General features: G+C 30.7%; 21 protein-coding genes and 1 other RNA gene. 12 read left to right on the forward strand and 10 right to left on the reverse strand.

Features of this window, described 5'->3' with window-relative positions:
* Positions 1 to 26 precede the first annotated feature (26 nt).
* The gene (locus B3I31_RS10450) at positions 27 to 551 is read left to right on the forward strand and encodes a GNAT family N-acetyltransferase (RefSeq protein WP_291046737.1); all 525 of its coding nucleotides are present in this window, start codon (positions 27 to 29) and stop codon (positions 549 to 551) included.
* Positions 552 to 563: 12 nt separating this feature from the next.
* A complete protein-coding gene (locus B3I31_RS10455; protein ID WP_291046735.1) occupies positions 564 to 785 on the forward strand; it encodes a hypothetical protein in 222 nt (73 codons plus the stop codon).
* Between the two features lie 54 nt (positions 786 to 839).
* Here B3I31_RS10455 and B3I31_RS10460 read toward each other — a convergent pair whose 3' ends face one another.
* From B3I31_RS10460 to B3I31_RS10475, 4 genes are all read right to left on the reverse strand, one after another.
* A complete protein-coding gene (locus B3I31_RS10460) occupies positions 840 to 3,176 on the reverse strand; it encodes a transglycosylase domain-containing protein (protein ID WP_291046733.1) in 2,337 nt (778 codons plus the stop codon).
* 6 nt (positions 3,177 to 3,182) lie between these two features.
* Positions 3,183 to 3,644 (reverse strand): gliding motility lipoprotein GldH, encoded by a 462-nt coding sequence (locus tag B3I31_RS10465; protein WP_221854739.1) that lies wholly within the window; start codon positions 3,642 to 3,644, stop codon positions 3,183 to 3,185.
* Positions 3,628 to 5,301, reverse strand: coding sequence for a PSP1 domain-containing protein (locus B3I31_RS10470; protein ID WP_221854738.1), 1,674 nt, complete (start codon positions 5,299 to 5,301; stop codon positions 3,628 to 3,630). The genes B3I31_RS10465 and B3I31_RS10470 overlap by 17 nt, the downstream gene beginning before the upstream one ends.
* Before the next feature lie 86 nt (positions 5,302 to 5,387).
* Complete coding sequence (locus B3I31_RS10475; RefSeq protein WP_115002237.1) at positions 5,388 to 6,257, reverse strand: MBL fold metallo-hydrolase; 870 nt, start codon at positions 6,255 to 6,257, stop codon at positions 5,388 to 5,390.
* Positions 6,258 to 6,375: 118 nt separating this feature from the next.
* On the opposite strand from B3I31_RS10475, the gene gltX reads away from it, so the two are divergent.
* Positions 6,376 to 7,884, forward strand: a complete 1,509-nt coding sequence (gene gltX / locus B3I31_RS10480) for a glutamate--tRNA ligase (RefSeq protein ID WP_115002239.1) — start codon at positions 6,376 to 6,378, stop codon at positions 7,882 to 7,884.
* 53 nt (positions 7,885 to 7,937) lie between these two features.
* Here gltX and B3I31_RS10485 read toward each other — a convergent pair whose 3' ends face one another.
* Together B3I31_RS10485 and B3I31_RS10490 are read right to left on the reverse strand one after the other, a co-directional pair.
* Positions 7,938 to 8,309, reverse strand: a complete 372-nt coding sequence (locus B3I31_RS10485) for a DUF779 domain-containing protein (protein ID WP_180905490.1) — start codon at positions 8,307 to 8,309, stop codon at positions 7,938 to 7,940.
* Positions 8,310 to 8,337: 28 nt separating this feature from the next.
* Entirely contained in the window at positions 8,338 to 9,843 is a 1,506-nt protein-coding gene (locus tag B3I31_RS10490; RefSeq protein WP_221854736.1) for an aldehyde dehydrogenase family protein, read from the reverse strand.
* 141 nt (positions 9,844 to 9,984) lie between these two features.
* Here B3I31_RS10490 and ssrA point away from each other — a divergent pair.
* The 7 genes from ssrA (at position 9,985) to B3I31_RS10525 (ending at position 16,544) form a co-directional block, all read left to right on the forward strand.
* Positions 9,985 to 10,382: a transfer-messenger RNA gene (ssrA, locus tag B3I31_RS10495) on the forward strand.
* A 179-nt stretch (positions 10,383 to 10,561) separates the two neighbouring features.
* The gene (locus B3I31_RS10500) at positions 10,562 to 11,785 is read left to right on the forward strand and encodes a site-specific integrase (protein ID WP_291074668.1); all 1,224 of its coding nucleotides are present in this window, start codon (positions 10,562 to 10,564) and stop codon (positions 11,783 to 11,785) included.
* A gap of 4 nt (positions 11,786 to 11,789) precedes the next feature.
* A complete protein-coding gene (locus tag B3I31_RS10505) occupies positions 11,790 to 12,533 on the forward strand; it encodes a Fic family protein (protein ID WP_291088022.1) in 744 nt (247 codons plus the stop codon).
* Between the two features lie 153 nt (positions 12,534 to 12,686).
* Positions 12,687 to 13,478, forward strand: coding sequence for a hypothetical protein (locus B3I31_RS10510; protein ID WP_291046719.1), 792 nt, complete (start codon positions 12,687 to 12,689; stop codon positions 13,476 to 13,478).
* A gap of 108 nt (positions 13,479 to 13,586) precedes the next feature.
* Entirely contained in the window at positions 13,587 to 15,047 is a 1,461-nt protein-coding gene (locus B3I31_RS10515) for a DUF3987 domain-containing protein (protein ID WP_291088024.1), read from the forward strand.
* Between the two features lie 330 nt (positions 15,048 to 15,377).
* Complete coding sequence (locus B3I31_RS10520; protein ID WP_291074665.1) at positions 15,378 to 16,148, forward strand: hypothetical protein; 771 nt, start codon at positions 15,378 to 15,380, stop codon at positions 16,146 to 16,148.
* A 3-nt stretch (positions 16,149 to 16,151) separates the two neighbouring features.
* Entirely contained in the window at positions 16,152 to 16,544 is a 393-nt protein-coding gene (locus tag B3I31_RS10525; protein WP_291088027.1) for a hypothetical protein, read from the forward strand.
* Positions 16,545 to 16,998: 454 nt separating this feature from the next.
* On the opposite strand, the gene B3I31_RS10530 is transcribed toward B3I31_RS10525, so the two are convergent.
* Both B3I31_RS10530 and B3I31_RS10535 read right to left on the reverse strand, forming a co-directional pair.
* A complete protein-coding gene (locus B3I31_RS10530) occupies positions 16,999 to 17,871 on the reverse strand; it encodes a hypothetical protein (protein ID WP_291088030.1) in 873 nt (290 codons plus the stop codon).
* On the reverse strand, positions 17,871 to 19,250 hold the full coding sequence (locus B3I31_RS10535) for an AAA family ATPase (RefSeq protein WP_291088033.1): 1,380 nt from the start codon (positions 19,248 to 19,250) through the stop codon (positions 17,871 to 17,873). Before B3I31_RS10535 ends, B3I31_RS10530 begins: the two co-directional genes overlap by 1 nt.
* Before the next feature lie 345 nt (positions 19,251 to 19,595).
* Here B3I31_RS10535 and B3I31_RS10540 point away from each other — a divergent pair, with 345 nt between their 5' ends.
* Positions 19,596 to 20,030 carry a JAB domain-containing protein gene (locus tag B3I31_RS10540; protein WP_291088036.1) on the forward strand — a complete coding sequence of 145 codons (435 nt, stop codon included), beginning with the start codon at positions 19,596 to 19,598 and terminating at the stop codon, positions 20,028 to 20,030.
* Positions 20,031 to 20,208: 178 nt separating this feature from the next.
* Here B3I31_RS10540 and B3I31_RS10545 read toward each other — a convergent pair whose 3' ends face one another.
* The gene (locus B3I31_RS10545) at positions 20,209 to 21,048 is read right to left on the reverse strand and encodes an HAEPLYID family protein (RefSeq protein WP_038336266.1); all 840 of its coding nucleotides are present in this window, start codon (positions 21,046 to 21,048) and stop codon (positions 20,209 to 20,211) included.
* A 186-nt stretch (positions 21,049 to 21,234) separates the two neighbouring features.
* Between B3I31_RS10545 and B3I31_RS10550 the strand changes: the two genes are divergently transcribed.
* Positions 21,235 to 21,930 carry a hypothetical protein gene (locus B3I31_RS10550; protein ID WP_219034502.1) on the forward strand — a complete coding sequence of 232 codons (696 nt, stop codon included), beginning with the start codon at positions 21,235 to 21,237 and terminating at the stop codon, positions 21,928 to 21,930.
* A 52-nt stretch (positions 21,931 to 21,982) separates the two neighbouring features.
* Here the strand turns inward: B3I31_RS10550 and B3I31_RS10555 are convergent, their stop codons facing one another.
* The gene (locus tag B3I31_RS10555; RefSeq protein ID WP_286494994.1) at positions 21,983 to 24,364 is read right to left on the reverse strand and encodes a GumC family protein; all 2,382 of its coding nucleotides are present in this window, start codon (positions 24,362 to 24,364) and stop codon (positions 21,983 to 21,985) included.
* Between the last annotated feature and the right edge of the window lie 2 nt (positions 24,365 to 24,366).

Raw genomic sequence — 24,366 nt, forward strand, 5'->3', positions numbered from 1 at the left:
TATAAGGTTAATTAATTTATGATGGAATGAATATTAGAAAAGAGGAGAAGAGAGATTATGAACAAGTTTTTAAATTGATTGAAAAGGCATTTGAAAATGAAGAATATAGTGATCATCGTGAACAATTTTTAGTAGAGCGATTACGAGATTCTGATGGTTTTGTACCTGAATTGTCTTTGGTATTTGAAATGAATGAGATGATTGTTGGTTATATTTTATTGACAAAAATTAAAATTAATCATTCGGATTCTTCTTACGATTCTTTAGCACTTGCTCCTGTAGCGGTTTTACCTAATTATCAAGGAAATGGAATTGGTGGTCATTTAATAGCATTTGCTCATAATAAAGCGAAAGAATTAGGTTTTGAATCTGTTATTTTATTAGGTCATCCAACTTATTATCCTAAATTTGGTTACAGAAAAGCATCTGATTTTGATATTCAGTTACCTTTTGATGTTCCAGATGAGAACTGCATGGCAATTGAGTTGATTGAAGAAGCTCTAAAAAATGTGAATGGAATGGTAGAATATCCGAAAGAATTCTATCAATAAAAAATATTTCCTATGGAAGAAAACGCTGTTGTAACGCCAGATGAGGTGGTAACTGATACAATTACGAACTTATTTACGTATGTTAATTATTTTTTAGTTGCAGCGCTTGTTGTGTTGTTAACCTATATGACGATTCGAGACTATAAGAAAAAACAACGCGAAAAGAAATTGGCACAAGAGCGTGAAGCGTACAACAATCAGTTTGATAACGAAGACGAAAAAGAGGAATTATAACTAATAAAAATAGCCACTCAATTTTGAGTGGCTATTTTGTTTATATCAATTTAATTATTGACCTTCTTCATCAGGAATTTCATAGTTTTCGCCTACGCTTTCACTACCACTTCCTTCGATAATTGGACCTGGATCATACATTTCATCATATTGATGGAATCCGTATGTATTCGAACAATCCCAATGTTTTTCAATGTCTTTAGGTTTGTCAAATTTATCTCCAACTGTTACCCCAAATTTACCTCCTTCTTTGTAAACGCCTTGCATATAATAAGCCCAAATTGGCATAGCTGTATTGGCTCCTTGCCCTGTGGCTGTACTCGCAAAGTGAGCAAATCGGTCTTCTGCACCAACCCAAACTCCAGTAACTAAATTTGGTGTTAATCCCATAAACCAACCATCAGAGTTTTCGTTTGTTGTACCTGTTTTACCAGCAATTTCGGCAGTCATTCCGTAGCGATTTCTTAATCTCGCACCAGAACCTCTGTCTATAACACCTTTCATCAAATCAATCATAGTGTACGCTACGTTTTCATTAACAACTTCTCGTGTTTGAGGTGTATAATCTTTGATAACTTTTCCTTGTTTATCTTCTATTCTTAAGATTAATTGGGGTTTAATGTAAATACCACCATTAGCAAAAGCACTCATCGCACCAACCATTTCATATAAAGATAAGTCAGCAGAACCTAATGCAATTGTAGGATCTTTTACGATAGGAGATTCAACTCCAAGGTCCCGAGCCATTTGAATTACAGGTTCTTCACCTGTTTGCATAATCAAACGGGCAGCGACAATATTTGTTGAATAAGCTAATGCAGTTCTTAAATCTTGAGATCCACCATATTTACCGTTAGCATTTCGAGGAGACCATTTTCCTGGTATTCTCTCATTAGAAACGGTATGACAAGGTGTTAATCCTAATTGGTTAATAGCTGTTGCATAAACAAACGGTTTGAACGTAGAACCTACTTGACGACGTGCTTGTTTTACGTGGTCAAATTTGAAATAATTCCAATCGATTCCTCCAACCCAAGCTTTGATTGTTCCATCTTTTGGATCCATTGACATCAAACCAGCTTGTAAAATATGTTTGTGATATTCGATTGAATCCATCAATGTTTTCCCTTTTTTGTACTGAATTCCGTTCCATGTAAAGAACTGAACAGAGTCGCGAGGTGTATTGAAAACAGTTTCAATTTCAGCTTCAGATTTTCCTTCGGCTTTCATCTTTTTGTATAAATCTGTACGAGCCATTGCTTGCTTAAAGATTTGTGTTCTTTTTGCAGCAGAAATATTATAAAATGGTGCTAAACTACGTCCACGTTGCTCTCCAAAGAATTGATCTTGTAAAACTTTTAATTGTTTTTTAACCGCTTCTTCAGCTAAATTTTGCATTCTTGAGTCTAACGTTACATAGATTTTTAAACCATCTTTTTCAAGGTTATAAGATTTTCCTGTTTCTTTCTCATAATCAACCATCCATTGTTGAATTTCCTTTCTCAAAGCAGATTTGAAATATGCTGAATGTGATTCATCATGTTTCATAATATCTTGTTTATCTGTAACCAAAGGCGCATTTTGCGCGGCTTCTCCTTCAGCTTGAGAAATTTTGTTGTATTTCATCATTTGCTTTAAGACAAGATTTCTTTGCTTTTTAGAAACTTCAGGATATTTTACAGGATTATACGCAACAGGATTTTGAAACATCGAAACCAATGTTGCAGCTTCATCTAAATTTAATTCTTTCGTTGTTTTGTTGAAATAAACTTTAGAAGCAGATTCAATTCCTTTTGCATTATAAATAAAGTCGAACTTATTGAAATACATTGCAATAATTTCTTCTTTTGTGTACAATTTTTCTAACTGAACAGAAGTTACCCATTCTTTTAATTTCTGTAAAACACGTTTTACTTTATTAGAAGAAGGATCTTTTGTGTACAATTGTTTTGCTAACTGCTGTGTAATTGTAGAACCACCTCCAGATTCTCCTCCAGAAGTAATTGCACGAGCTGCTGCTTTTATGTCTACACCTGAGTGATCAAAGAAACGAACGTCCTCTTTTGCTAACAATGCGTCAACTAAATGTGGAGGTAAATCTTTGTAATCGACTGGTGTTCTGCGTTCTGCTTCGAAACGATCTAACAAAACACCATCAGAAGAAATAATTTCTGATGAAACATAAATATCAGGATTTTCTAAATCGCGTACATTGGGAATTTCACCTAACCATCCGTTAGATGTAGCCCAAAAGATTCCGAAAATTCCTAATACGGCACAAAAAAACAGTACCCAAATGGTAACGATTATTTTTTTGGCTAATGAAAAGCTATTGAACTTCTTTTTTGCTTTAGAAGTTGTGCTTGTTTTAGAATTTTTATTGTTTTCCATTCTGTATTATTCAGCTTTATCAACAATCAAACTAATGTCTTCGATTCCTTTCAAATTTTTTGTTCGCATACCTTGCCAAACTTTTAGTTGATAGCGACCAGAGTCTTTTATTGGTAAATTTTCGCGATAAACCAACATCATTTCTTTTGTTGTCATTCCTTTACCAATCCAGCTTCCATCGGGATTTGCAATATAATACTGTAAAGTATCAATCATTTCATTTCCTTTAGGATCGATGAATTTCGTGAACAAATATAAGTTACTATATTCATACGACGTATTATTTCTTAACACAAATCCAATGTTAACAGCCGAAGGTTTAGGATCTTTTACATCAAACGTAAAGGTTTGAGGTTGATTATTCTTCCATTCGTCTTTCACATCTTTTGTGTCTTGATAATAATGTTTAGCCTCGCAACTAAACAATAAAAAGACTAAAATAAAAAGCAAACTACTGTTGCGTATCATCTGGTTTTGGCCCACGATTAAATCTTTTTTTATTTCGATTCTTCGATTTATTTGGATTCGGTTGAGAATTATTTGCTTGATTCTCGTCCTTAGTTTTCGGTTTTTGCTCAGCATTTTGATTATTTTGCTGAGGTTGTTTTTTTGGTTGTTGAGTTGACTGATTAGCCTGATTTGTTTGATTATTTTGTTGGCTATTATTGCTCGGATTATTCGGTTTTCGCTTTTGTTGATTGCGATTGCGATTATTTCCTTGCGGCTTTTGCTGATCAGTATTTGGTTGAGCTTGTTGCTCTTTCGCTTGAGTTGGCTGTTGCTTCTCTTTTGGCTGATTTTGTTGTTGCTGATTCTGATTAGGATTCGAATTTTTGTTCGGTCTATTTTGATTATTCTTTTTAGACTGATTTGGATTCTTTCCTTGTTTATTTTCAGGACGATTTGCTTTATCTTTCGTCTCGTTAGGCTGTTTTTGTTTTGCCTTCTGAGGTTTCAGATTATTAGCATTCGCCGCAACTTTTTCGTTTCCAGAATTTTGATTATTCTTAATTCTTTTACGTTTTTTGTTCTGTTTTTCTTTACGTTCAAAACGTTCTAAAGAATCTTCACCAATTACATCTGTAAAATCTGGTTTCGATTCTTCTACATTTTTAGCTAAATCCTCTAAAGGTTCAGTTTTTTGACCTTTTGCAGTGATTGCTAAAAACTCTTGAATATCGTCTACCGAAAATTTGTACCAAACAATTCCGCCTTTGTCATAAGCAAACCACATTTCTTTCTTGAAAACGTCGATTTTAACACAATGTGCCCAACCTTTTTCAGTCTCGAAACGGCTTTCCATTGATGGAAAACTATTTAATGCATCTAAATATGAATCCAATTCAAAATTTAAACAACATTTTAATTTACCACATTGTCCAGCTAACTTTTGCGAGTTAATTGACAATTGTTGATAACGTGCTGCAGCAGTGCTCACAGAGCGGAAATCTGTTAACCAAGTAGAACAACATAATTCGCGTCCACAAGATCCAATTCCACCAACTTTTGCTGCTTCTTGACGATATCCGATTTGTTTCATTTCAATTCTTACGCCAAATTTCCCAGCGTATTCTTTGATTAGTTGTCTGAAATCTACACGTCCTTCTGCTGTATAATAAAATGTAACTTTCGCTCCATCTCCTTGGTACTCAACATCACAAATTTTCATTTCCAAATTAAGGTTTTTCGCCATAATTCGAGAATCAACCATTGTTTGTTTTTCTCTATCACGAAACTCTACCCAAGTTTCTATATCTTTTTGGTTCGCTTTGCGATAAACCTTCTTGACATCTTCCGCAGTCCACGAAAGATTCTTTTTTTTCATCTGGATTCTAACAAGCTCACCCGTAAGTGTAACAACCCCAATATCATGACCAGGTGTTCCTTCAACAGCGATTACATCGCCAATATTTAGAGATATGTTGTTTTCGTTTTTATAATAAAACTTTCGATCGTTTTTGAAACGAACTTCCACAAAATTGAACTTTTCTTGTCCATTTGGAAGTTGCATATTCGATAACCAATCAAAAACTGATAATTTTCCACAACCATCAGTGCCACAAGCACCATTATTGTTACATCCTTTCGGAAGGCCATTAGAAGTTCCACAAGATCCACATCCCATGCTTCTATAATTTTTTTAAATGACAACACAAAGGTATGAAAATATTTTTCTGAATTTGTGAAATCATTTCGGTTATGAAATTGATTTTAAATTGAATCAAAAACTTCTGAAAATGAATAGGTTTTATCTAATCTAACCCCTTTTTCTGTTAATTTTAACGTAGCTAATTCGTTGACATGGTCATGTTCAAAAAACAAAATATATTCATTTTCGACTGCTTTTTGTAAAAACGTTCCTTTTTCTTCAACTGTTATTAAAGGTCGTGTATCAAACCCAATTACATAAATTAATGGAATATGCCCTACAGTTGGGATTAAATCTGCGATATAAACTATTTTTTTGCTTTTATATGTAATGATTGGTAACATTTGTTTTTCGGTATGTCCATCCACAAATAAAATATCAAAACCAAGAGGAGAATTTTCTAAAATTGATCCATTTTGAGGTAAATCAATCAAATTAAGTTGTCCACTTTCTTGTAGAGGTAAAATATTTTCTTTCAGGAAAGATGCTTTTTCACGTGGATTTGGATTTACTGCCCAATCCCAATGATTTGCATTTGACCAAAATTTTGCGTTTTTGAATGAAGCTTCTAAATAATCTTTCTCTTTGTTGTATTGAATTGCGCCACCACAATGATCAAAATGCAAATGCGTCAAGAAAATATCTGTAATATCATCGCGATGAAAACCATGTTTGGCTAAAGAGTTATCCAAAGTAGCATCGCCCCATAAATAATAAAAACCAAAGAATTTTGCATCTTGTTTAGTTCCGATTCCTGTATCAATCAATATTAATCGTTTACCATCTTCGATTAATAGACATCTCATCGCAAGGTCGATTAAATTTCTATCATCAGCAGGATTGGTTTTATTCCAAATCGATTTTGGTACAATTCCGAACATTGCGCCGCCATCTAATTTAAAATTTCCTGTTTCTATTGTATATAATTTCATTTTTATGTGGTTTTATTTTGTTGAATTTTCGTTTTACGAAGATAAAAAATAGAATATTATTTAAAATAAATATCTATTATAGAATTGAACGACTTAAATTTGCAAAAATTTTGATACAATGGCAAAAGAAGTTCGTGTAAGATTTGCGCCAAGTCCAACAGGTGCGTTACACATCGGAGGAGTCCGTACTGCGTTATACAATTATCTTTTCGCAAAACATAATAACGGAAAATTCTTATTAAGAATAGAGGATACAGACCAAACACGTTATGTGGAAGGTGCTGAACAATATATTATCGATTCGTTGAAATGGTTAGGCTTAACTCCTGATGAAGGTGTTGGTTTTGGTGGAGATTTAGGTTCTTACCGTCAATCAGAGCGTAAAGAAATCTACAAACAATATGTAGACGAATTATTAGCTTCTGGAAATGCATATTATGCGTTTGATACGGCAGAAGAATTAGACGCTGCACGTGCAAAAGCAGACGAAAATAAAGAAACATTTATTTATAATTGGTCGACAAGAGGAAAGTTGAAAAACTCATTGTCAATGACAGAAGCTGAAACAAAAGCTTTAATTGAGAATGGAACGCCTTATGTGATTCGTTTCAAAATTGATGATTCTCGTACAGTTTTATTGAATGATATGATTCGTGGAAAAATCACGATTGATGCATCAACTTTAGATGATAAAGTTTTGTTTAAATCTGATGGAATGCCAACGTATCACTTAGCTAATATTGTGGACGATCATTTGATGGGAATTTCTCACGTAATTCGTGGAGAAGAATGGTTACCATCAATGGCTTTACATGAATTATTGTATGATGCATTTGGTTGGGAAGCACCTTGTTTCGCACATTTACCATTAATCTTGAAACCAGAAGGAAAAGGAAAACTAAGTAAACGTGATGGAGACAAACACGGATTTCCAGTTTTCCCAATGGAATGGAAAACAGAAGAGGGAATTGCAAAAGGATACAAACAAGAAGGTTATTTCCCAGATGCAGTATTGAATATGTTAGCTTTATTGGGATGGAACTCTGGAACTGATCAAGAGATTTTTACAATGGAAGAATTGACTCAATCATTTTCATTAGAAAAAGTTTCGAAATCGGGCGCACGTTTTTCTCCAGAGAAAGCAACTTGGTTTAATCATCAATATTTACAACAAAAATCTGTTGAAGAATTATTGCCATCTTTCGAAGAAGTTTTAAAAGAAAACGGAATCGAAGCGAATCCAGCTTTAGATGCAAAAGTGGTTGAATTGTTAAAAGAAAGAGCAAACTTTGTAAAAGATATTTTCGAACAAGGTCAATTCTTTTATATAGCTCCTTCTACTTACGACGAGAAAGCAGCTAAAAAAGCTTGGAAAGATGATTCGAAAGAGATTTTAGGAAAATTTATAGAAGTTTTAAATTCATCAGAATTTACTTCAGAAATTTTACACGATGCAATGGCAGAATATGTTACAACGCAAGAAATTGGATTTGGAAAAATCGGAATGCCTTTACGTCTTAGTTTAGTTGGTGCTTTACAAGGACCAGATGTTCCTGTAATTATGGCAACTTTAGGAAAAGAGGAAACGATTGCACGTATCAACAAAGCGATTGAAGTTTTAGGATAAAATTATTTCTATCATAAATAAAAAAGCCATTTGCAATGCAAATGGCTTTTCTGTTATAAATTGATTTTGACTTCGTCTAATTGATTAAGTTCTTCTTGAGAGAATATTCGATAATTGACTTTAAATGTTTTGCCAAGCGGAACTTCTAACGAAAAACCTCCTGCGCCAATCGCATCAATAACATCTAATTCGAAATGAGCATGTTTCCAATATTCGAACAAATCTTTGTCAATCCAAAATTCAACTCCATCAATTTCTCCAATGCAAACATCTTTGTATCGAAGATAAAATTCTCCTTTTCTGAAACATTGCGGTTGCGTTCCTTCACAGCAACCTCCTGCTTGATAAAGCATTAAATCGCCATGTTTTGCTTTTAATTCATTCAATAAATTAATCGCTTTTTCTGTTGCATCAACACGTTTCATTTTTTGAGATTTTTAATTAATTATTGATTTAGAAGAAACCTAATTTCTTTTTGCTGTAAGAAACTAACATGTTTTTAGTTTGACGATAATGATCTAACATCATTTTGTGGTTTTCACGTCCGATACCAGATTGTTTATAACCTCCGAAAGGCGCTCCAGCAGGATAACTATGATATTGATTAACCCAAACACGACCAGCCTGAATAGCACGTGGAACTTGGTACAATTGATGTGCATCACGCGTCCAAACACCAGCTCCTAAGCCATAAATAGTGTCATTAGCAAGCTCAATAGCTTCTGCTTCATCTTTGAAAGTTGTCACAGCTAACACAGGTCCAAAAATCTCTTCTTGGAAGATACGCATCTTGTTATTTCCTTTAAATAAAGTTGGTTTGATGTAATAACCTGTTTCGCATTCACCTTGTAAATGATTAGCGTCACCACCAGTTAAAACTTCTGCACCTTCTTCTTTTCCTAATTTAATATAACTTAAAATTTTGTCATACTGAATTTGAGAAGCTTGCGCACCAATCATTGTTTCAGGATCAAGAGGATTTCCTGCTTTAATCATATTTACACGTTCTACAACTCGCGCAATAAACTTATCATAAATAGATTCTTGAATCAATAATCGCGAAGGACACGTACAAATTTCACCTTGATTTAAAGCAAATAATACAGCTCCTTCAATCGCTTTGTCTAAGAAATCATCATCATGATCCATTACAGATTCGAAGAATACGTTTGGCGATTTTCCACCTAATTCTAACGTAACTGGAATAATATTTTCTGTTGCATATTGCATCACGAAACGTCCTGTAGCTGTAGATCCTGTAAACGCAGCTTTCGATACTTTAGGATTTGTCACCAATGCGCGACCTAATTCTCCACCAAAACCATTTACAATGTTAACAACTCCTGGAGGTAATAAATCTCCAATTAATTCGAATAAATATAAAATCGAGATAGGAGTAGATTCAGCAGGTTTTAAAACCACACAGTTTCCAGCAGCCAAAGCTGGAGCTAATTTCCAAACCGCCATCAAAATTGGGAAGTTCCAAGGAATAATTTGCGCAACAACACCAATTGGCTCGTGGATAATAATTGAAACTGTATCTTTATCTAATTCGTTGATAGAACCTTCCTCAGCACGAATTACCGAAGCAAAATATCTGAAATGATCGATTGCTAAAGGAATATCAGCATTCAATGTTTCACGAACTGGTTTTCCGTTATCGTAGGTTTCTACAGCCGCAACATTTTGTAGATTTTCTTCGATTCTATCTGCAATTTTATTCAAAATAATGCTTCGTTGTGTTGGCGAAGTTTGACTCCAACTTTTGAAAGCTTCGTGAGCAGCATCTACCGCTTTTGCTAAATCTTCTTCTGAAGAATGCGCAGCTTTTGTAAAAACTTTTCCAGTAAGTGGTGTTACAACATCAAAGTATTTTCCGTTTGTAGGTGGCGTAAATTGACCATTGATGTAATTGTCATAATGATCTTTGAATGTAGGTACATTAACTAAGTTTCCCATTTTATTAAAATTTTTGTGAATTGAATTTTCTCTAATTTATTCAAATTTGTTCAATAATTATGTTTAGAAAAAGTTAATTCTATTTGGTATAAAATTTGTATATTTGGCATCCGTCAATTATTTATTGACAATTTACTTTATGGGGCTGACTGGTTTTGACAGCAGGGCCAATGGGTAAGTAAGCATGCAGTGATAGGTTGTGTACTCACTTTAATCAGGCACTTCAACTTTTTAACTGGCAACGAAGAGTACGCTTTAGCTGCATAATTCTGAATTTTAGTAAGAATACGCCACGTCTATACTAGGTATAGAAGCTGAATGTCCCTCAAAAGCCTTGACTTACGGCGTTTGATACAGGGACACGGGAAAGTAAGAATAGAAACCTTAGTGCATCGGATAGGTTTTGAGATTTTAGATGATAAGCGGATGACAGAGTGTTTATTCTCAGGATTTCGTCGAAAATTAATAATAAACTAAGCATGTAGAAAGCTTATTTGTTGCTTGTTTGGACGCGGGTTCGAATCCCGCCAGCTCCACACAAACAACTTTTATAAACACTAAAAGTTATTAAACCCTCTAAAATAGAGGTTTTTTTTGTGTCCATACTTTTTGGAATTATATAAAAATCGGTGAAAAAACGCTATTTCATCCCCTAATTCATCCCCTCGTATATCAGCTTGAATCCCTCTCATAGAAAGGAATTTTAAAAAAATGATATATGATAAAGACAACATTTGTATTGAAAGAGCCAAAGAGTAGCTCAGAAACGATTATTTATTTGGTCATGCGTTGGGATGGTCTACAGATGAAAATCTCAACTAAACAGAAGGTTAATCCGAAGTTTTGGAATAAAGAAAGGTTGAAAGTTAAGGAAACCATTTCAGAAAAGAATCATCAAACTATAAACAAAGAATTGGTCGAAATTGAAAAAGTAGCTTATAAAATGTTTAATAGCTTTACTGAAACCTTCAAAAGAAAACCAAACTCGGAAGAATTAAAGAATTTGATTGAACAGGAATACTTTCAGAATAATCCAATGTTTAAGAAAGTTGATAAGAAAACAATTTTAGATTATTTTGATGACTACATTGAGACTATAAAATCTACAACAGCTCATACAACAGTTCAAAAGTATAAACAAGCCAAAGAAAACTTCAAAGATTTTCAGAAGGATAAGAAGCGTATTTATAATACTGAGATGATTGATTTGAAGTTTAGAAATGAATATGTAGAGTATTTAATCGAGACTAAGAAGTATGCTCCGACTACTGTTTATCGTAAAATGAAATTTTTGAGAACAGTTTTATATTTTATTGAGAATTTAGGTATCAAGGTTAATCCATTTTTGCATAATAGTAGATTTTTAACAAAGGATATTGAAGTAGATAACATTGCTTTGAGTGAAAATGAAATAGATGAAATGGAAAGATTAAACTTATCTAATAACAAAAGATTGGAACAGGTAAGAGATTTGTTTTTAGTTGCATGCTATACAGGTCAACGATTTTCAGACCTCAACAAAATAAATCAATCAAACATTATTGACGATGAGTACATAGCTATACGACAGCAGAAAACAAATGAGCAATTAACTCTTCCATTACTGAAAGTTGTAAAAACAATTCTTGTAAAGTATAGTTATAAACTTCCGAAGATATCTAATGTCAAGTTCAATGAGTACATCAAAGAAGTTGCTAAACTATGCGAAACACTCAATAAGCAGTACAACGGTGACAATAAAAAAGTGAGATGGCAGATGATAAGTAGCCATACAGCAAGAAGAACCTTTGTAACGCTTAATTATGGAAAAGGGGTTGATTTAGATACGTTGAAACTTGGTACAGGACACAAGCAAACTAAAACCCTACAAACATATATAAAGATGAACGATAAGCAGAAAGCAGATTTGTTGAGGTCGAAACTTGAACCAAAAAGAAAATAAAATTATGAAAAATAGATTTGAACATTTAGATGAATTAAAACAACATCTTAACAAGCTTAGGAACTTACAAAGCGATAAGGTTACGAAGGCTCTTGATATTGAATATACGTATGAAAGTAATAGGATAGAGGGAAACTCTTTGACACTACAAGAAACAGCTCTTGTAATTGAAAAAGGTTTAACGATAGGTGGAAAGTCTTTGAATGAGCATTTAGAAGCAGTTAACCATCAAAATGCAATTGAATATATCAAAGACCTTGCAAAGCAAAATGAAACAATTACGGAAAGAGATTTATTACAAATTCATTATTTAATTCTACAAGGAATCAACAACGAACAGGCAGGAAAATATAGAAATTTACAAGTATTGATTTCGGGAGCAAAGCACGTTCCACCTCAACCATATTTAGTTCAAAAGGAAATAGAAAGTTTGTTTTTATGGTACAATGACAATAAAGACAAATTACACCCTGTTGTATTAAGTGCCGAAATGCACGAACGTTTAGTAACTATACACCCATTCATAGACGGAAACGGAAGAACCGCCCGCTTATTAACGAATTTAATCTTATTACAAAATGGTTTTCCAATTGCAATTTTAAAAGGCGATATTGACAGTCGATTAAAATACTATTCTGCTTTAGAAACCGCACAAGTAGAACATAATAAAGAGTCTTTTATTAATCTTATTATTCAAAATTTAGAAGAAATGTTACAACGAATGATTAGAATATTGGGAAACTTGTAAACTTGTAATTTTTGTAAGAAGCTACTATGGTAGATTACAGGCTCAGGAGATAAAGAAGAGGTTTTATATAGTAAAACAATCCTGAGCCTTTCAATAATAATATTTAAACTACTATTTTTACAATAATACAAAAGTTACAAAAAATACATAAAAATGGAAGTATTCAATCTTTATATTATCGATCATTGTAAATGTGGAAAAGAAATTAATTATAAAAAAAATGGAAATGACGATTTTATACAAAAAGTATTTAATAAAGATGTTTTAGAGTCAACACTACTAATACAATGGGGCTACACTTCTTACAAAATACCTGCTATTATCGATAATCTTTTAGCTTTGTTGTTAAAAGAGTATAATCTTTCAGAAGATATAGAATTTTACAGAAGTTTAGGAGTTTATTTTAATTATCAATTTATAGAGGGGTTAAATAGAAAAGAGCATAAAGCAACATATGATGAGTTTAATTCTATAGATGGAGAGCTTTTAGACTTAAAAAAATTCTTTATTACATTAAAAGAGGACTTGACCAAACAAGAAGGTCATATTCCTATTGACTTATTTGATTCAATAAAGTTTAATCCAATCTATGGAAAATCAAAATCTATCAAAAATGCTTTCGTTATTACTATGTTAATAAATTTTTTAGAATCTGGAATTGATGAGTTTTTTGATACAGTAGTTTTAGATAAAAAAGGATTTGTTAAATATGGTACAGATGTTAAAGAAGAATTATATGTTTTATTAAACAAGAGATTAGGAGATATTGATTTAAAAGCCAAATTTATTGGTATTTTTTCACACCTTTTTCAAATACCTGTTATTGCAAAAGATGTAGCATTTACAAAGTTGGAGGAAGGAAAAGATATTGATGAATATATAGATAGTGATAGTGAGAAATCAATTCGTTCAGCTATTAAAAGAAGAGAGAAACTAAATCAGTAAAAAAATAGCAAAAGTTTAGTTTCAAAGTTCTGTTTGGATCATCTCTAGATTTGTCAAAGAATTCAGGAAAACAAAAAATTAAACTAAAAACCTGAATCATTATAAATTATGAGATTAAATCATATTAAAACGCCCCTAGGAAGTTGGGCTCAAACAGGATTAAGTAGTTATGACTACAGTTTTAGTGAAGAAGTTAATACTAAGGAAGAGCAAACTTTACAAACCAAGGTAGTAGAAACTACAACAGAAGAAAAACATTTAACAGAGAAGGATGAAACTGGTAATGTTCAAGAAGTAACTGAGCTTTTAAAAAGTGAATTAGAAGTTTCACAAGAAAAGGAGGAAATAACAACAGAGGAGGTTACATTTGAAATACCTGATGATGGAAAATTTCCACAGGAGGTGTTTGACTTGGCTCCTGATGTGTTAAAACCTTTATTAGAAACCTTTACAGGGCGAGAGAAGGATATCGTTCTCCTCTCAAGTTTAACACATCTTAGTGCAATTTTCCCAAAAGTATTTGGCTATTATAGAGATGAGTTGTTCTTTCCAAATCTCTACTTATTTGTTATTGGGCAAGCAGCTACAGGTAAATCTAAGTTATCGATTGGAGAGAAAATTATTCAAAAAGTAAAAGAAGAAATTCTAACAAGAAATTCTAACTTCTTTATTCCAGCGAATAACAGTAGTTCAAAATTACAAGAAAGTTTATCAAATTCGTTCTCTGATGGGAGTTACATTCATGATAACGAAGCTGATACTTTATCTTTTGTATTAAAGAGGGAGTGGGGAAACTACTCAGAGATATTACGTAAAGCATTCCAACACGAACGCATTAGTATTTCTCGTAAATCTTATCCAGAAATTATATGTGATACTCCGAGGTTAACGGTGGCTATTTCAGGAACTGGAGAACAACTAAAACCATTGATACAATCAAGAGAAAATGGGTTGTTCAGCAGGATTATGTTCTATACCTATTCAGAAAGATCAAAATGGAACGATGGGTCATACGTAGGTAATCGTAGGCAAGAAATTCATAATCTGAACGATTACATATTCAAGGTGTACGAGGTTGTTAATTCTTTAGAGCGTGAATTTTATTTAAACGAGGAACAACTTGCAGATTTTAATAATTTCTTTGAAGGTTATTTTAATGCAGTGCAAGACATTGATGAAAATCTAGTAGATATTGTGTTGCGACAAGCAATAATGATGTATCGTTTGTTGATGATTTATACTGTTTTGGAGAATACCGATGAATTTTCTGATGTAATGGATAGATTTCAATGTTCAGACAGAGCTATTGATTTTATAAAAGTTATTCTGCCTTACTTACTAAAAAATTCTTTAGATACGGCTAGTTTATATGACAAATCAATTGATTTGAAGGCTTCTGAGTCTGAAATTTTACAATTGCTACCTCAAAATTTTAGAAGAGGAGAGGCGGTGAAAATTATTGTTGAGAAGCTTTCGGTTTGTGCTAAGACCGTAGATAATACATTAAAAAAATTGCTGGAAAAGCGTCTGTTGAAAAAGTCGGGTAAGGTGTACTTAAAACTTAATTAGAAAATAAGGAGGTTTTTTACCTCCTTATTTTTTACAAAGCAAAAAACACAACACAGGTTAACAAAGCAAAAATTGTTTTATATTTGGCACATTAACATATCGTAAAACTAACGTGAAGCGTTAACTAATATTCTACTGTAGGAATCTGGTAAATTCAAAATTAAGATGTAGAATGAGTTGATTCTCGCGTCCTTATAATATAGGGGCGTGGGTTTCGCTTATTTATATCTTAAGGCTTACCAGAGCCCCTACAATTAAATAAGAGTCCGAGCCTACGCCTTCTTTTCTAATCAAAATCATCTATTTAGGCTCATTAGATATTACATTTATATGAGTGAAATTCTATTATTATTTTCAGCATTAATTTTTTTTATCTGTTCAGGGATATTTATTATAGCCATGTTCAATGATGAATTATATTTTACAAAATCAATATTTGCATATATTCCATTAGTTTGTGGAATTATCCTTCCTGTTGTTTCTTATTCAATAGTGCTCGAATGGCATTGGGCTATTATTTTTACGATACATATTTTAATACTATTTTTTTTAGGATATAGAGTTACAAAAGCTTTTCTTGATAATTTTTCAACAGGAAAAGGATTGGGATATGATTATATTTTATCTTTTGTTGTAGCTACAATTTTTATGACTGCTGGAGTATTGACAAAGTATGAATTAAGTTTAGGAGATAATATTATGAGTATATCTGCTGTGTTTGGTTTTGTTTATTTCACGATTAGTTTAAATAAAAACACTTCATCTGAAACAAATATATTAGAAGAATACGAAGATTTAATGGCTGATTTGTTATCTCATCCTAAAATGAAAATAATTAGTAATTCAGCAGGAAAAGCAGTAATTGGTTATTCTTTTCTAGGTGGAGGTTATGTAAAAATTGTTGTGAAGGAAAAGAAAGATGAGTTGATTATTACATACAAGTCCAATGATTTAGTCGATGGAACTCTTAGAAAAACGTGGAATTTTTATAATAAAAAAAATCAAAGAGATATTTTTAAAGAAGTGAGTATTGGTTTACTTGTATTGAATGGTGCAAGTTATCAAGAAGCAAAAGAACAAATCAATAATTATTACAATTAAATTATGAGAACAATACAAATAGCAAATACCTTAAGTAAGATCTGGAGTTTCTTAATTATATTATTATTAGTCTTAGCTGTCTTAGCTGGACAAACTAATAATAAAGGTGAGGACGATATGGGTGCATTTGGAATTATTTCAGGAATAGTTATACCGTCAATTCTGTTTTATTACTTGGTACAATTATTATTTAAACCATTAAAACGAAACAGAAAATTATACGTGGATTTCCTTGATGGAAATAATGTTGAAAAATATTCTAAAAATAGGACTTGGGTAATGGTTTGTACGGTTATAATAACAGTATTATTCATTTTTCCTACTTTCGGATTGATACTATCATTAACTATATCACAATTTATGTCTCTGTCTAAACAGAAAAGTATTATAGTATAAATATAAACCTCAGCTAAAAATTAGCTGAGGTTTTTTGTATTTGTAAAAATTGTACACTTTGTAACCCTGTAATCTATGTAATAGTTAATCAATATATCTTCTATTTATATGTAAGCACAGGAGGATTAAAAAAGGTATTGTAAAATATAATTAACTAAAAATCAAAATACATATATAAAAATAATACGTTTACAAGATTTACAATGTTACAAAAAGTACAAAAACTGCAAATCCAACAGATATCTCTTTTACATCTCCTGAGCTTGAAAGCCATCTTGAAACTTTAACATAAACAGCGGACAAAATCTATATTAACATAACTTGTTGTTATAGTCGCCTACGGGCTATCGGGGACAAGCCCACTATAACCAAATTATGTTAAATAAATTTTGAGAGTTAAATTGATAAATAATTTGTTGTGTGATTATGGAGAAGATACTAAATTAAGTTTTTACTAATTTAGCAATCTAGAATCTATTGAAATAATTTTTTGATACAATAAGGTGTTTTTAAAATTTTCATAATTATATGCTAATCGCAAAGCTCTTTCAATATCTTCTCTTTTGCTTGCTTTCAATGAAGATTTTCCAATAGAATTTTTAAGACCTAACGCTATAATAGTTGTTAAGTCATGTCCATGAATTAAATTCAAAATTTCCATTTCACTAATATCAAGCTTGTTAATTTCATTAATTATAGTTTCTTCCTTCTTAGGTAAACCTTGATTATAATATTTGGATATTGTTTCTAATAAAATTTTATGACCTAAATATTTAAACTCTTTTTTGCATATAAATTTACTATAATCGAGTTCTTTAGTCTCTTTATTTTTTTGATTTGGTTTAAGTTTGATATTATAGTCATTATGAAAGTTTAAAACACGAAGTTTAGAAATTTGTAATGCTAAATCTATTATATGAGTTTTTAAACTCTCTAAATTGTTAAATCGTTTAATTTTAGTTTTGCTAAAATATTCTAAAGCTACTGAATTAAATGCTTGAGAAGCAAAACACATTATTTCTAAATCATGATAATCTGTATAAAGAACATTTCTTTCAAGAGAATATTCAGAGTTTAAAAAATCTAAATCTTTATCAAGAATTCCAATATAATTTTGTGTAGAGTTAGATTGATTAAGTATTTTTATAGTAGATAGTAGATTTTCTTTTCCATGACATATTTCAAATGAAGAGTACTCATCTTTAAAAAATTTAGAAAATAATAATTCATCATTTTCACCTTCTAATAAAATATAATAACCTTCAGTTTTAACCATTCTAATTGAATTAGCAATAAAATCGCCATCTATTTCATCTTTTAAACACATTATTCTTCGTTTAATTCAATAGTTAAATCCCAATTTTTACCAATAACTGCTGGTGAGTGTGTTGCAATTATAATTTCCATAGGTTTTAATTTGATAATATTTTTTAAATCTTCAATTATTCTCTTTTGCCATGCAATATGTAATGAAATTTCAGGTTCATCCATTAATAATAAACTTTCTTCGTGAATTTTGAATAGAAGTTCATAATACAAAACTATTATGTGTTGCTCTCCTGAAGATAAACTCTTTAAGGGGATTTCTTTGTCAGTTTTCGTTGACTTAAAATAAAATCCTTTATTCTTAGATATGTATATTTTTTTTTGTAAAAATCTATCATTAATTATATTAATGAATAAATCTATCCTATTAGCCAAACTATCATAATCTTCCAATTTTTTCCAACTATCTTCAATATATACTTGAAGTACTTGAAAAATCTGATTATCTTCTTTTCTATTTATTAAATTTATATTTGGTTGGTTTTGTAGGTCTATTAATCCAACTTTTTGTAGTTTTTCTCTTTTATGTTCTAAATCTTTCAAACTTTTATTTAATTCAGATTTTGATATTTCCGAACTATCTTTCAATCTTTCAATTAATCTATTTGGATAGCTTCTATCAAGTTCATTTGAAAGTTCAGAACCTTTAGCTAATTGGCTTTTTATTAAGTATGCAAGATTTTCAGAATACTCTTCAACAGTATTTTTATAAATATTTCTTGTGGAATCTCTATACCTATTATGTTCTTCATTTTCATTGGATAAAGTCAATAATCTTTGAGTCTCTATTAAAAATACTTTTTTATCATTTATTTTATTATTGAACCAATCAGGATATATAATATTTTCTTTAAAGATTGATTCAGGAAGAACATTTTTATATTTTTCTATTAATTGACTTGTAGTCATACGTTCTTCTATTCGTCTATCAATCCATTCATCATTTTCTATAGGTCTAATAGCTGGAGGTAAATAACGCATTAAAGCTCTTCTAAATTTTAGAAAATTTTTATTTATTTTTGCAATATCGAGCTGTTCTACAAAGTTATTTTTAAAAAAATAACTTAGATTAATATGAAAAAAGGAATTATCTATTTCTAATTCTTTATTACCTTCTTCTGACAAATATTCTGAATTAATATTTTTTGAAATAATCCATTTATTTTCGTCATCGAAATCTATTATTATCCTAGAAAATTCGATATCCTCTAATTGAAATAAATCACCATTGAATATAGCTTTAATAATTTTTAATACAACGGTTTTTCCTAAACCATTCCTTCCTAAAATCATTGTAATATTTGAATCATAACTTAAAGTTATTTTATGCGTAAATGATCCAAAGAGATTTTCAATAATAATACTTTTAAATTTACTCATTTATTTTTTTTGTGACATTACTGATATATACTATATAGCTTAGTTAATTATATATGCAATATAGCAATTTAGATACTATAATTACAAACTTTACAATTTCTACAAAATTTTTTTTATAAAATTTTCGAACACGTAAACTACCCTCGAATAACCCCCACCTATTTTTGGAAGATTTGGAATCCCCCTCACCACTTTTTAAGAGAAAGGTTTTTTTTTGGTGGATTTATTCATCTTCCTGTGATTCTAAATTAATGTTTAACAAACGTAGAGGTAAGCAAACTTGCTTGTTTTTGATACTAAATCATCAACAAAATTTATCTCTACTCTAAAATCTTATAGCCAAAAATGAAGGTGTCAGAAATTAAAATCTCATATACGAATGAAGTTGATGAGAAAATCAAAGTAATGGGAAGTAGTGAAGTTTTTCAAGTTCTTAAAGCGAATTGGGATTTGGATACAATTGAACTTCAAGAAGAGTTCAAAATATTATTACTAAATCAGGGGAATCAAGTTTTAGGAATTAAAAGTATGTTTAAGGGCGGAATAAACACTTGTAGCATAGATGTAAGGTTAATTATGGGAATGGTATTAAAAGCTAATGCATCTGCTCTTGTAATAACTCATAACCACCCAAGTGGGAACTTAAATGCGAGTGAATCAGATAAGCGAATAACCTCTAAAATAAAAGAGTGTTGCGAGTTATTTGATATTCGATTGTTAGACCATATTATTATGGCTAAAAATTCTTACCTTAGTTTTGCAGACGAAGGAATTCTTTGATTTAAATAAAATATACGAGTAGGGTTGAAGATGATAATTAGTGGAAATCATCCCCGATTTCATCCCCTTTAGAAGGTTTTTAGAGCTAAGATATTGATATGTAATGCATATCCTTAATCCCGCCAGCTCCACAAATCTCCTTTAAAAAGTTTTAAAGGAGGTTTTTTTATTAAGAAAACTAAGGTTCCCAAATAATACGTGTCATCACATCAAGGTTGGTTCCTGTATGTTTGGTGATAGAAACTCCAGTAACCAAACCAATCATTAAATTGTGTTGAATAGCCAATCTAATTTGAGGTCTTAAAGTATAATGAAATCCATCGCGGTCAATATCCATATTATTTTCAAGTCCAATAAAGTTTTTCGAATTTGGTAAAACATACATCATACTTGCATTTATAGTTGCTCCAACATCTACTTTTTGCTCTTTATAATGATGTTCAAAAATAGGACCTGTATAGATTAACGTGTTGAAATTTTTAAAATTCTTTGCTCCAATAAAAACAGGATTCATTTTCATACCCGTAAATACAGAACCTTGATGTCCTAATTCTTTAAAATTATTAAACTCAAATTCATGAACATAAGCTACAGCCAAAGACATTTTTTGTTTTTCATTTACTAAAAAAGTATATTGAGTTGCTAATTTTAAACCTTCAATTTTATTGTTCGGAACATAAATAGAGCCATCGTTATTATCGCTTTTGTGATTAAAAGAAAAAGGTACTTCAACCTCCAATCCCAAACGATCTGCAACAGCCCATTCATACTCAATAAAACCATTATATTCATTATATCCTTTTTTTGAGGTCACTCCAAATCCTACATTTATCTCAGCTTCTCCTTTTCGTGCGCCCAAATCACGCATCAAATCTGTATAGAGAGGTTCTGCATGTTCAACTTTAGGTTTTAATGTTTTTTGTTGAGGTTGAATGGTGATAATTGAATCATTTTTCGTCTGAGCTATCGTAGTAATTGTTAAGAAAGTGCTTGTAATTATTGTTAAGAAAAATTTCATTTGTTTATTATTTTGAGACAAAGGACAAAGAAGATTTAGGAAGAAATTAGGAATTGAAGTTTTACCCCTTTAAAAATCTAACCTATTAAATTTTGAAGTTTTTTGATACTTATCATTTTAAGAATAATAAAAACTATCTTATCTTAGTCGATGAATTAACACCACATTTAAGACAATCAAACAATTATGAGTTCCTACGAATATTATAACTTTCCGATACAGTTGATAAACGGTTTTTTAGATGATTCTAAAAAAGTTTTGATTGATATTTCACATTATTGTATTTATAGAGTTTTTATAGATAATTTCGAGAAATATTCGGGTTCTTTTACAGGTTATCAGAAGGCTTGTGATGATTTTGGAATCGAATTTAAAAATGTTGCAGCAGCTTATCAAAATGGTAAAGATTTGTATGAAGCAACAATAGATAAAAGTCCGATGGTTGGAATGACTTCTGAAATGTATTGGGATTATATGACCAATGAAAAATCTGAATTTGAAAAGGTTTTACTGCTTGGGGATCTTGCTTTTAAAAGCATTTTAGGTGCAAAATCATATATAAAATTGGATAATAAATATTGGTTTAGCCGAATGAATGGTTCTGTAAAATCAATTGCGAAAGAAGAAATTTCTCCAAAACTTCAACGTTATTTGAACGAATATCAAACCAAAAAGATTAAGAATCAATTAATTGCTGGTTGGGGATTAGCTTCATATTCAAGATATAATCGCGGATTTTATGTGAGTTATAAAATGACATTAGATGATTTGGCTTATCATGCAGAAAAGATTAGAAAATCTACACAAGATAAAAAGATCAAAAATGATGTAAAATCAGCTCACGAAAAAGCATTAGAGAGATTGGAGAAGGAAGGTCAATAGTGTATATATTTTATAGAACAAAAAACCTGAAGATTAACTTCAGGTTTTTATTTTATTTACGTTTAAAAAGGTTTTTAAAAAATCCACCTTTATTATGGTTTTCTCCATAACCATAGCCATAACCATAGCCATAACCTTTTGTAAAGTCAACATCATTAATAACCATAGCCATATTCTTAAGTCTATTTTCTCTATATAAATCTCTTGGAATTGCTAGCATACGTTTATCTAAGTAGTTGGCACGAACTACGTACATTGTAATATCTGCATCGTCTGAAATTAATAGTGTATCAGTTACTAAACTTACAGGAGCTGTATCAACTATTACATAATCATAATGTTCCTTTCCATATTTAATAATATCATCAAATCGTCCATTCATTAATAATTCGGATGGATTAGGTGCTATTTGACCTGAATAAATAACATCGAATTTATAATGTGCAGGTTTTTTTATGATAATATCATCAATATTAACATCATTAGAAATTAAATATTCAGTTACACCATATTTATGTATATATTGATCAGAAATACCTAAATAATCTAATACTTTTGGACTTCGAATATCAGCTCCGATTAACAATACTGATTTTCCAGACATTGTTAAAATCTGAGTTAAGTTAGTTGATATAAATGATTTTCCTTCTCCACTAGTTGTAGATGTAATATAAATACATTGAGGATCTGTTGAGTTCTTTAATAAGAAATTTACATTTGTTCTTAAGATTCGGAAAGCTTCAGCAGCACTTGAGTTATCATTATTTTCTAATATAGAAATATTACTTTTCGGTACTTGTCCTGCGATAGGTGCTCCTACGGCATTTTCTACATCTTCTTTTGAATTAACTGTATTATTTAATAATTTGTATATATAAATTATTATAAAAGGTATTATAAGACCTACAATAAGCGCTCCTAAAAATATAATACTTTTTTTAGGGGAAACAGGTTCTTTTATACCATAAGCATAATCAATTACTTTAATATTTTCTGGTGTTGCAGCAGCTTTTATTTCATTTTCTTCTCTTTTCTGAAGTAAGAATAAATATAAAGCCTCTACAATTTGTTGTTGGCGAGATATATCTCTAAAACCACGCTCTTGACTAGGTACTTTTTTAATTTTTCCAGCAATTTGATTTTGCTTTCCTTGTATTGTATTTAAAATAGTTTGTGTGTTATTTCTATATAATTTTAAACTATTCTTCAGGTTTCTTTTTACATCATTTATTTGCTCTTGTAATTTAATAACATTTGGATGTTCATTTGTTACAGATTTTAACATATCTTCTTTAGCTAGGACTAGTTCGTTGTATGAAGATATTTCTGATGAAATAGATTTATCTTCTAAACCAATATTTGAAGGAAGTAAATCTGTACGAGACGTATTAAGAGCTCCATTCATATATTCAACTAATTGTAGTTGTGTAGAAGCATCTAATAATTTCTTTTCATTATCAGCAGCACTCTCTAAAAAAATATTTGCTTCAGAGGTAACATCTGTAATATTATTACTTTGTTTATATTGTTCTAATTGTTTGTCAACACCATCTAAATCGCCACTAACAATAGCTAACCTTGAATCAATAAACTTAGATGTAGCTTCAGTTAATTTATGGTTATCGCCTACAATATCTTTGTTGTAATTAATAATTAAATCATTAATTACTTTTTTAGAAATCTCAGGAACAGGACCTACTAATGAGAAGTTAATAATTTTAGAACTTTTTTCACTGTTAGGATCTATAGCAAGTTTCTTTTGGTAATTATCTACAGTCTTATCAATAGAATTTAAAACAATCAGATATTCATTATCAATTGATTTAGCTAAGTTTTTATTAGGACTGATAACAAAACTTCCAATCTTATCATTTATTTTTTGTCCAAAAGAATATTCCTTTTCTGTAGAAGTTGTTTTGTTTGTTAAAATAAATTTTGTTGTAGATTTTATTTGAACAATAAATTTAGCTTCTAAATCTTCATTGGTTTTATCAGCTTCGTTTAGAAAAATAATTTTAATAGGAGATTTCTCTTGAGTTAATTCAACTTCAGCTACACGACCTTTACTAAAATATTGAATATTTAAATTATTTTCTTCTACAACCTTAGTAATTAGTCGTTTTGATTTTAAAACATCAATTTGATCACCAACTTCAGCATTTGTTGAAGATCCCCCTCCAAGCATAGCTTGATCCATTAAACCAGCTAATTCACCTGTTGCAGATTCTTTCTCATTTAATAATATTTTAGCTGAAACTTGATATTGTTTCTGAGTATATTTAACATATAAAAAGGCTAAGGTTAAAGAAATAATAACTCCAAATACAAACCATTTCCAGTAATAAAGATATTGTTCTAAAATTTGTCTGATATTAATCGTTTCTTCAGACTCATCGAAGTATTGGTCTTCTAGGTTATTTTTATTTGTACTCATTT

Source organism: Empedobacter sp. UBA3475, assembly GCF_002378465.1.
Taxonomy (GTDB): Bacteria; Bacteroidota; Bacteroidia; order Flavobacteriales; family Weeksellaceae; genus Empedobacter; species Empedobacter falsenii_B.

What these genes read in the sequence shown, in the direction of transcription:
- B3I31_RS10450 (WP_291046737.1), top strand. Translation starts at nt 27, where the DNA reads ATGAATATTAGAAAAGAGGAGAAGAGAGATTATGAACAAGTTTTTAAA.
- B3I31_RS10455 (WP_291046735.1), top strand. Translation starts at nt 564, where the DNA reads ATGGAAGAAAACGCTGTTGTAACGCCAGATGAGGTGGTAACTGATACA.
- B3I31_RS10460 (WP_291046733.1), bottom strand. Translation starts at nt 3,176, where the DNA reads ATGGAAAACAATAAAAATTCTAAAACAAGCACAACTTCTAAAGCAAAA.
- B3I31_RS10465 (WP_221854739.1), bottom strand. Translation starts at nt 3,644, where the DNA reads ATGATACGCAACAGTAGTTTGCTTTTTATTTTAGTCTTTTTATTGTTT.
- B3I31_RS10470 (WP_221854738.1), bottom strand. Translation starts at nt 5,301, where the DNA reads ATGGGATGTGGATCTTGTGGAACTTCTAATGGCCTTCCGAAAGGATGT.
- B3I31_RS10475 (WP_115002237.1), bottom strand. Translation starts at nt 6,257, where the DNA reads ATGAAATTATATACAATAGAAACAGGAAATTTTAAATTAGATGGCGGC.
- gltX (WP_115002239.1), top strand. Translation starts at nt 6,376, where the DNA reads ATGGCAAAAGAAGTTCGTGTAAGATTTGCGCCAAGTCCAACAGGTGCG.
- B3I31_RS10485 (WP_180905490.1), bottom strand. Translation starts at nt 8,309, where the DNA reads ATGAAACGTGTTGATGCAACAGAAAAAGCGATTAATTTATTGAATGAA.
- B3I31_RS10490 (WP_221854736.1), bottom strand. Translation starts at nt 9,843, where the DNA reads ATGGGAAACTTAGTTAATGTACCTACATTCAAAGATCATTATGACAAT.
- B3I31_RS10500 (WP_291074668.1), top strand. Translation starts at nt 10,562, where the DNA reads ATGATAAAGACAACATTTGTATTGAAAGAGCCAAAGAGTAGCTCAGAA.
- B3I31_RS10505 (WP_291088022.1), top strand. Translation starts at nt 11,790, where the DNA reads ATGAAAAATAGATTTGAACATTTAGATGAATTAAAACAACATCTTAAC.
- B3I31_RS10510 (WP_291046719.1), top strand. Translation starts at nt 12,687, where the DNA reads ATGGAAGTATTCAATCTTTATATTATCGATCATTGTAAATGTGGAAAA.
- B3I31_RS10515 (WP_291088024.1), top strand. Translation starts at nt 13,587, where the DNA reads ATGAGATTAAATCATATTAAAACGCCCCTAGGAAGTTGGGCTCAAACA.
- B3I31_RS10520 (WP_291074665.1), top strand. Translation starts at nt 15,378, where the DNA reads ATGAGTGAAATTCTATTATTATTTTCAGCATTAATTTTTTTTATCTGT.
- B3I31_RS10525 (WP_291088027.1), top strand. Translation starts at nt 16,152, where the DNA reads ATGAGAACAATACAAATAGCAAATACCTTAAGTAAGATCTGGAGTTTC.
- B3I31_RS10530 (WP_291088030.1), bottom strand. Translation starts at nt 17,871, where the DNA reads ATGTGTTTAAAAGATGAAATAGATGGCGATTTTATTGCTAATTCAATT.
- B3I31_RS10535 (WP_291088033.1), bottom strand. Translation starts at nt 19,250, where the DNA reads ATGAGTAAATTTAAAAGTATTATTATTGAAAATCTCTTTGGATCATTT.
- B3I31_RS10540 (WP_291088036.1), top strand. Translation starts at nt 19,596, where the DNA reads ATGAAGGTGTCAGAAATTAAAATCTCATATACGAATGAAGTTGATGAG.
- B3I31_RS10545 (WP_038336266.1), bottom strand. Translation starts at nt 21,048, where the DNA reads ATGAAATTTTTCTTAACAATAATTACAAGCACTTTCTTAACAATTACT.
- B3I31_RS10550 (WP_219034502.1), top strand. Translation starts at nt 21,235, where the DNA reads ATGAGTTCCTACGAATATTATAACTTTCCGATACAGTTGATAAACGGT.
- B3I31_RS10555 (WP_286494994.1), bottom strand. Translation starts at nt 24,364, where the DNA reads ATGAGTACAAATAAAAATAACCTAGAAGACCAATACTTCGATGAGTCT.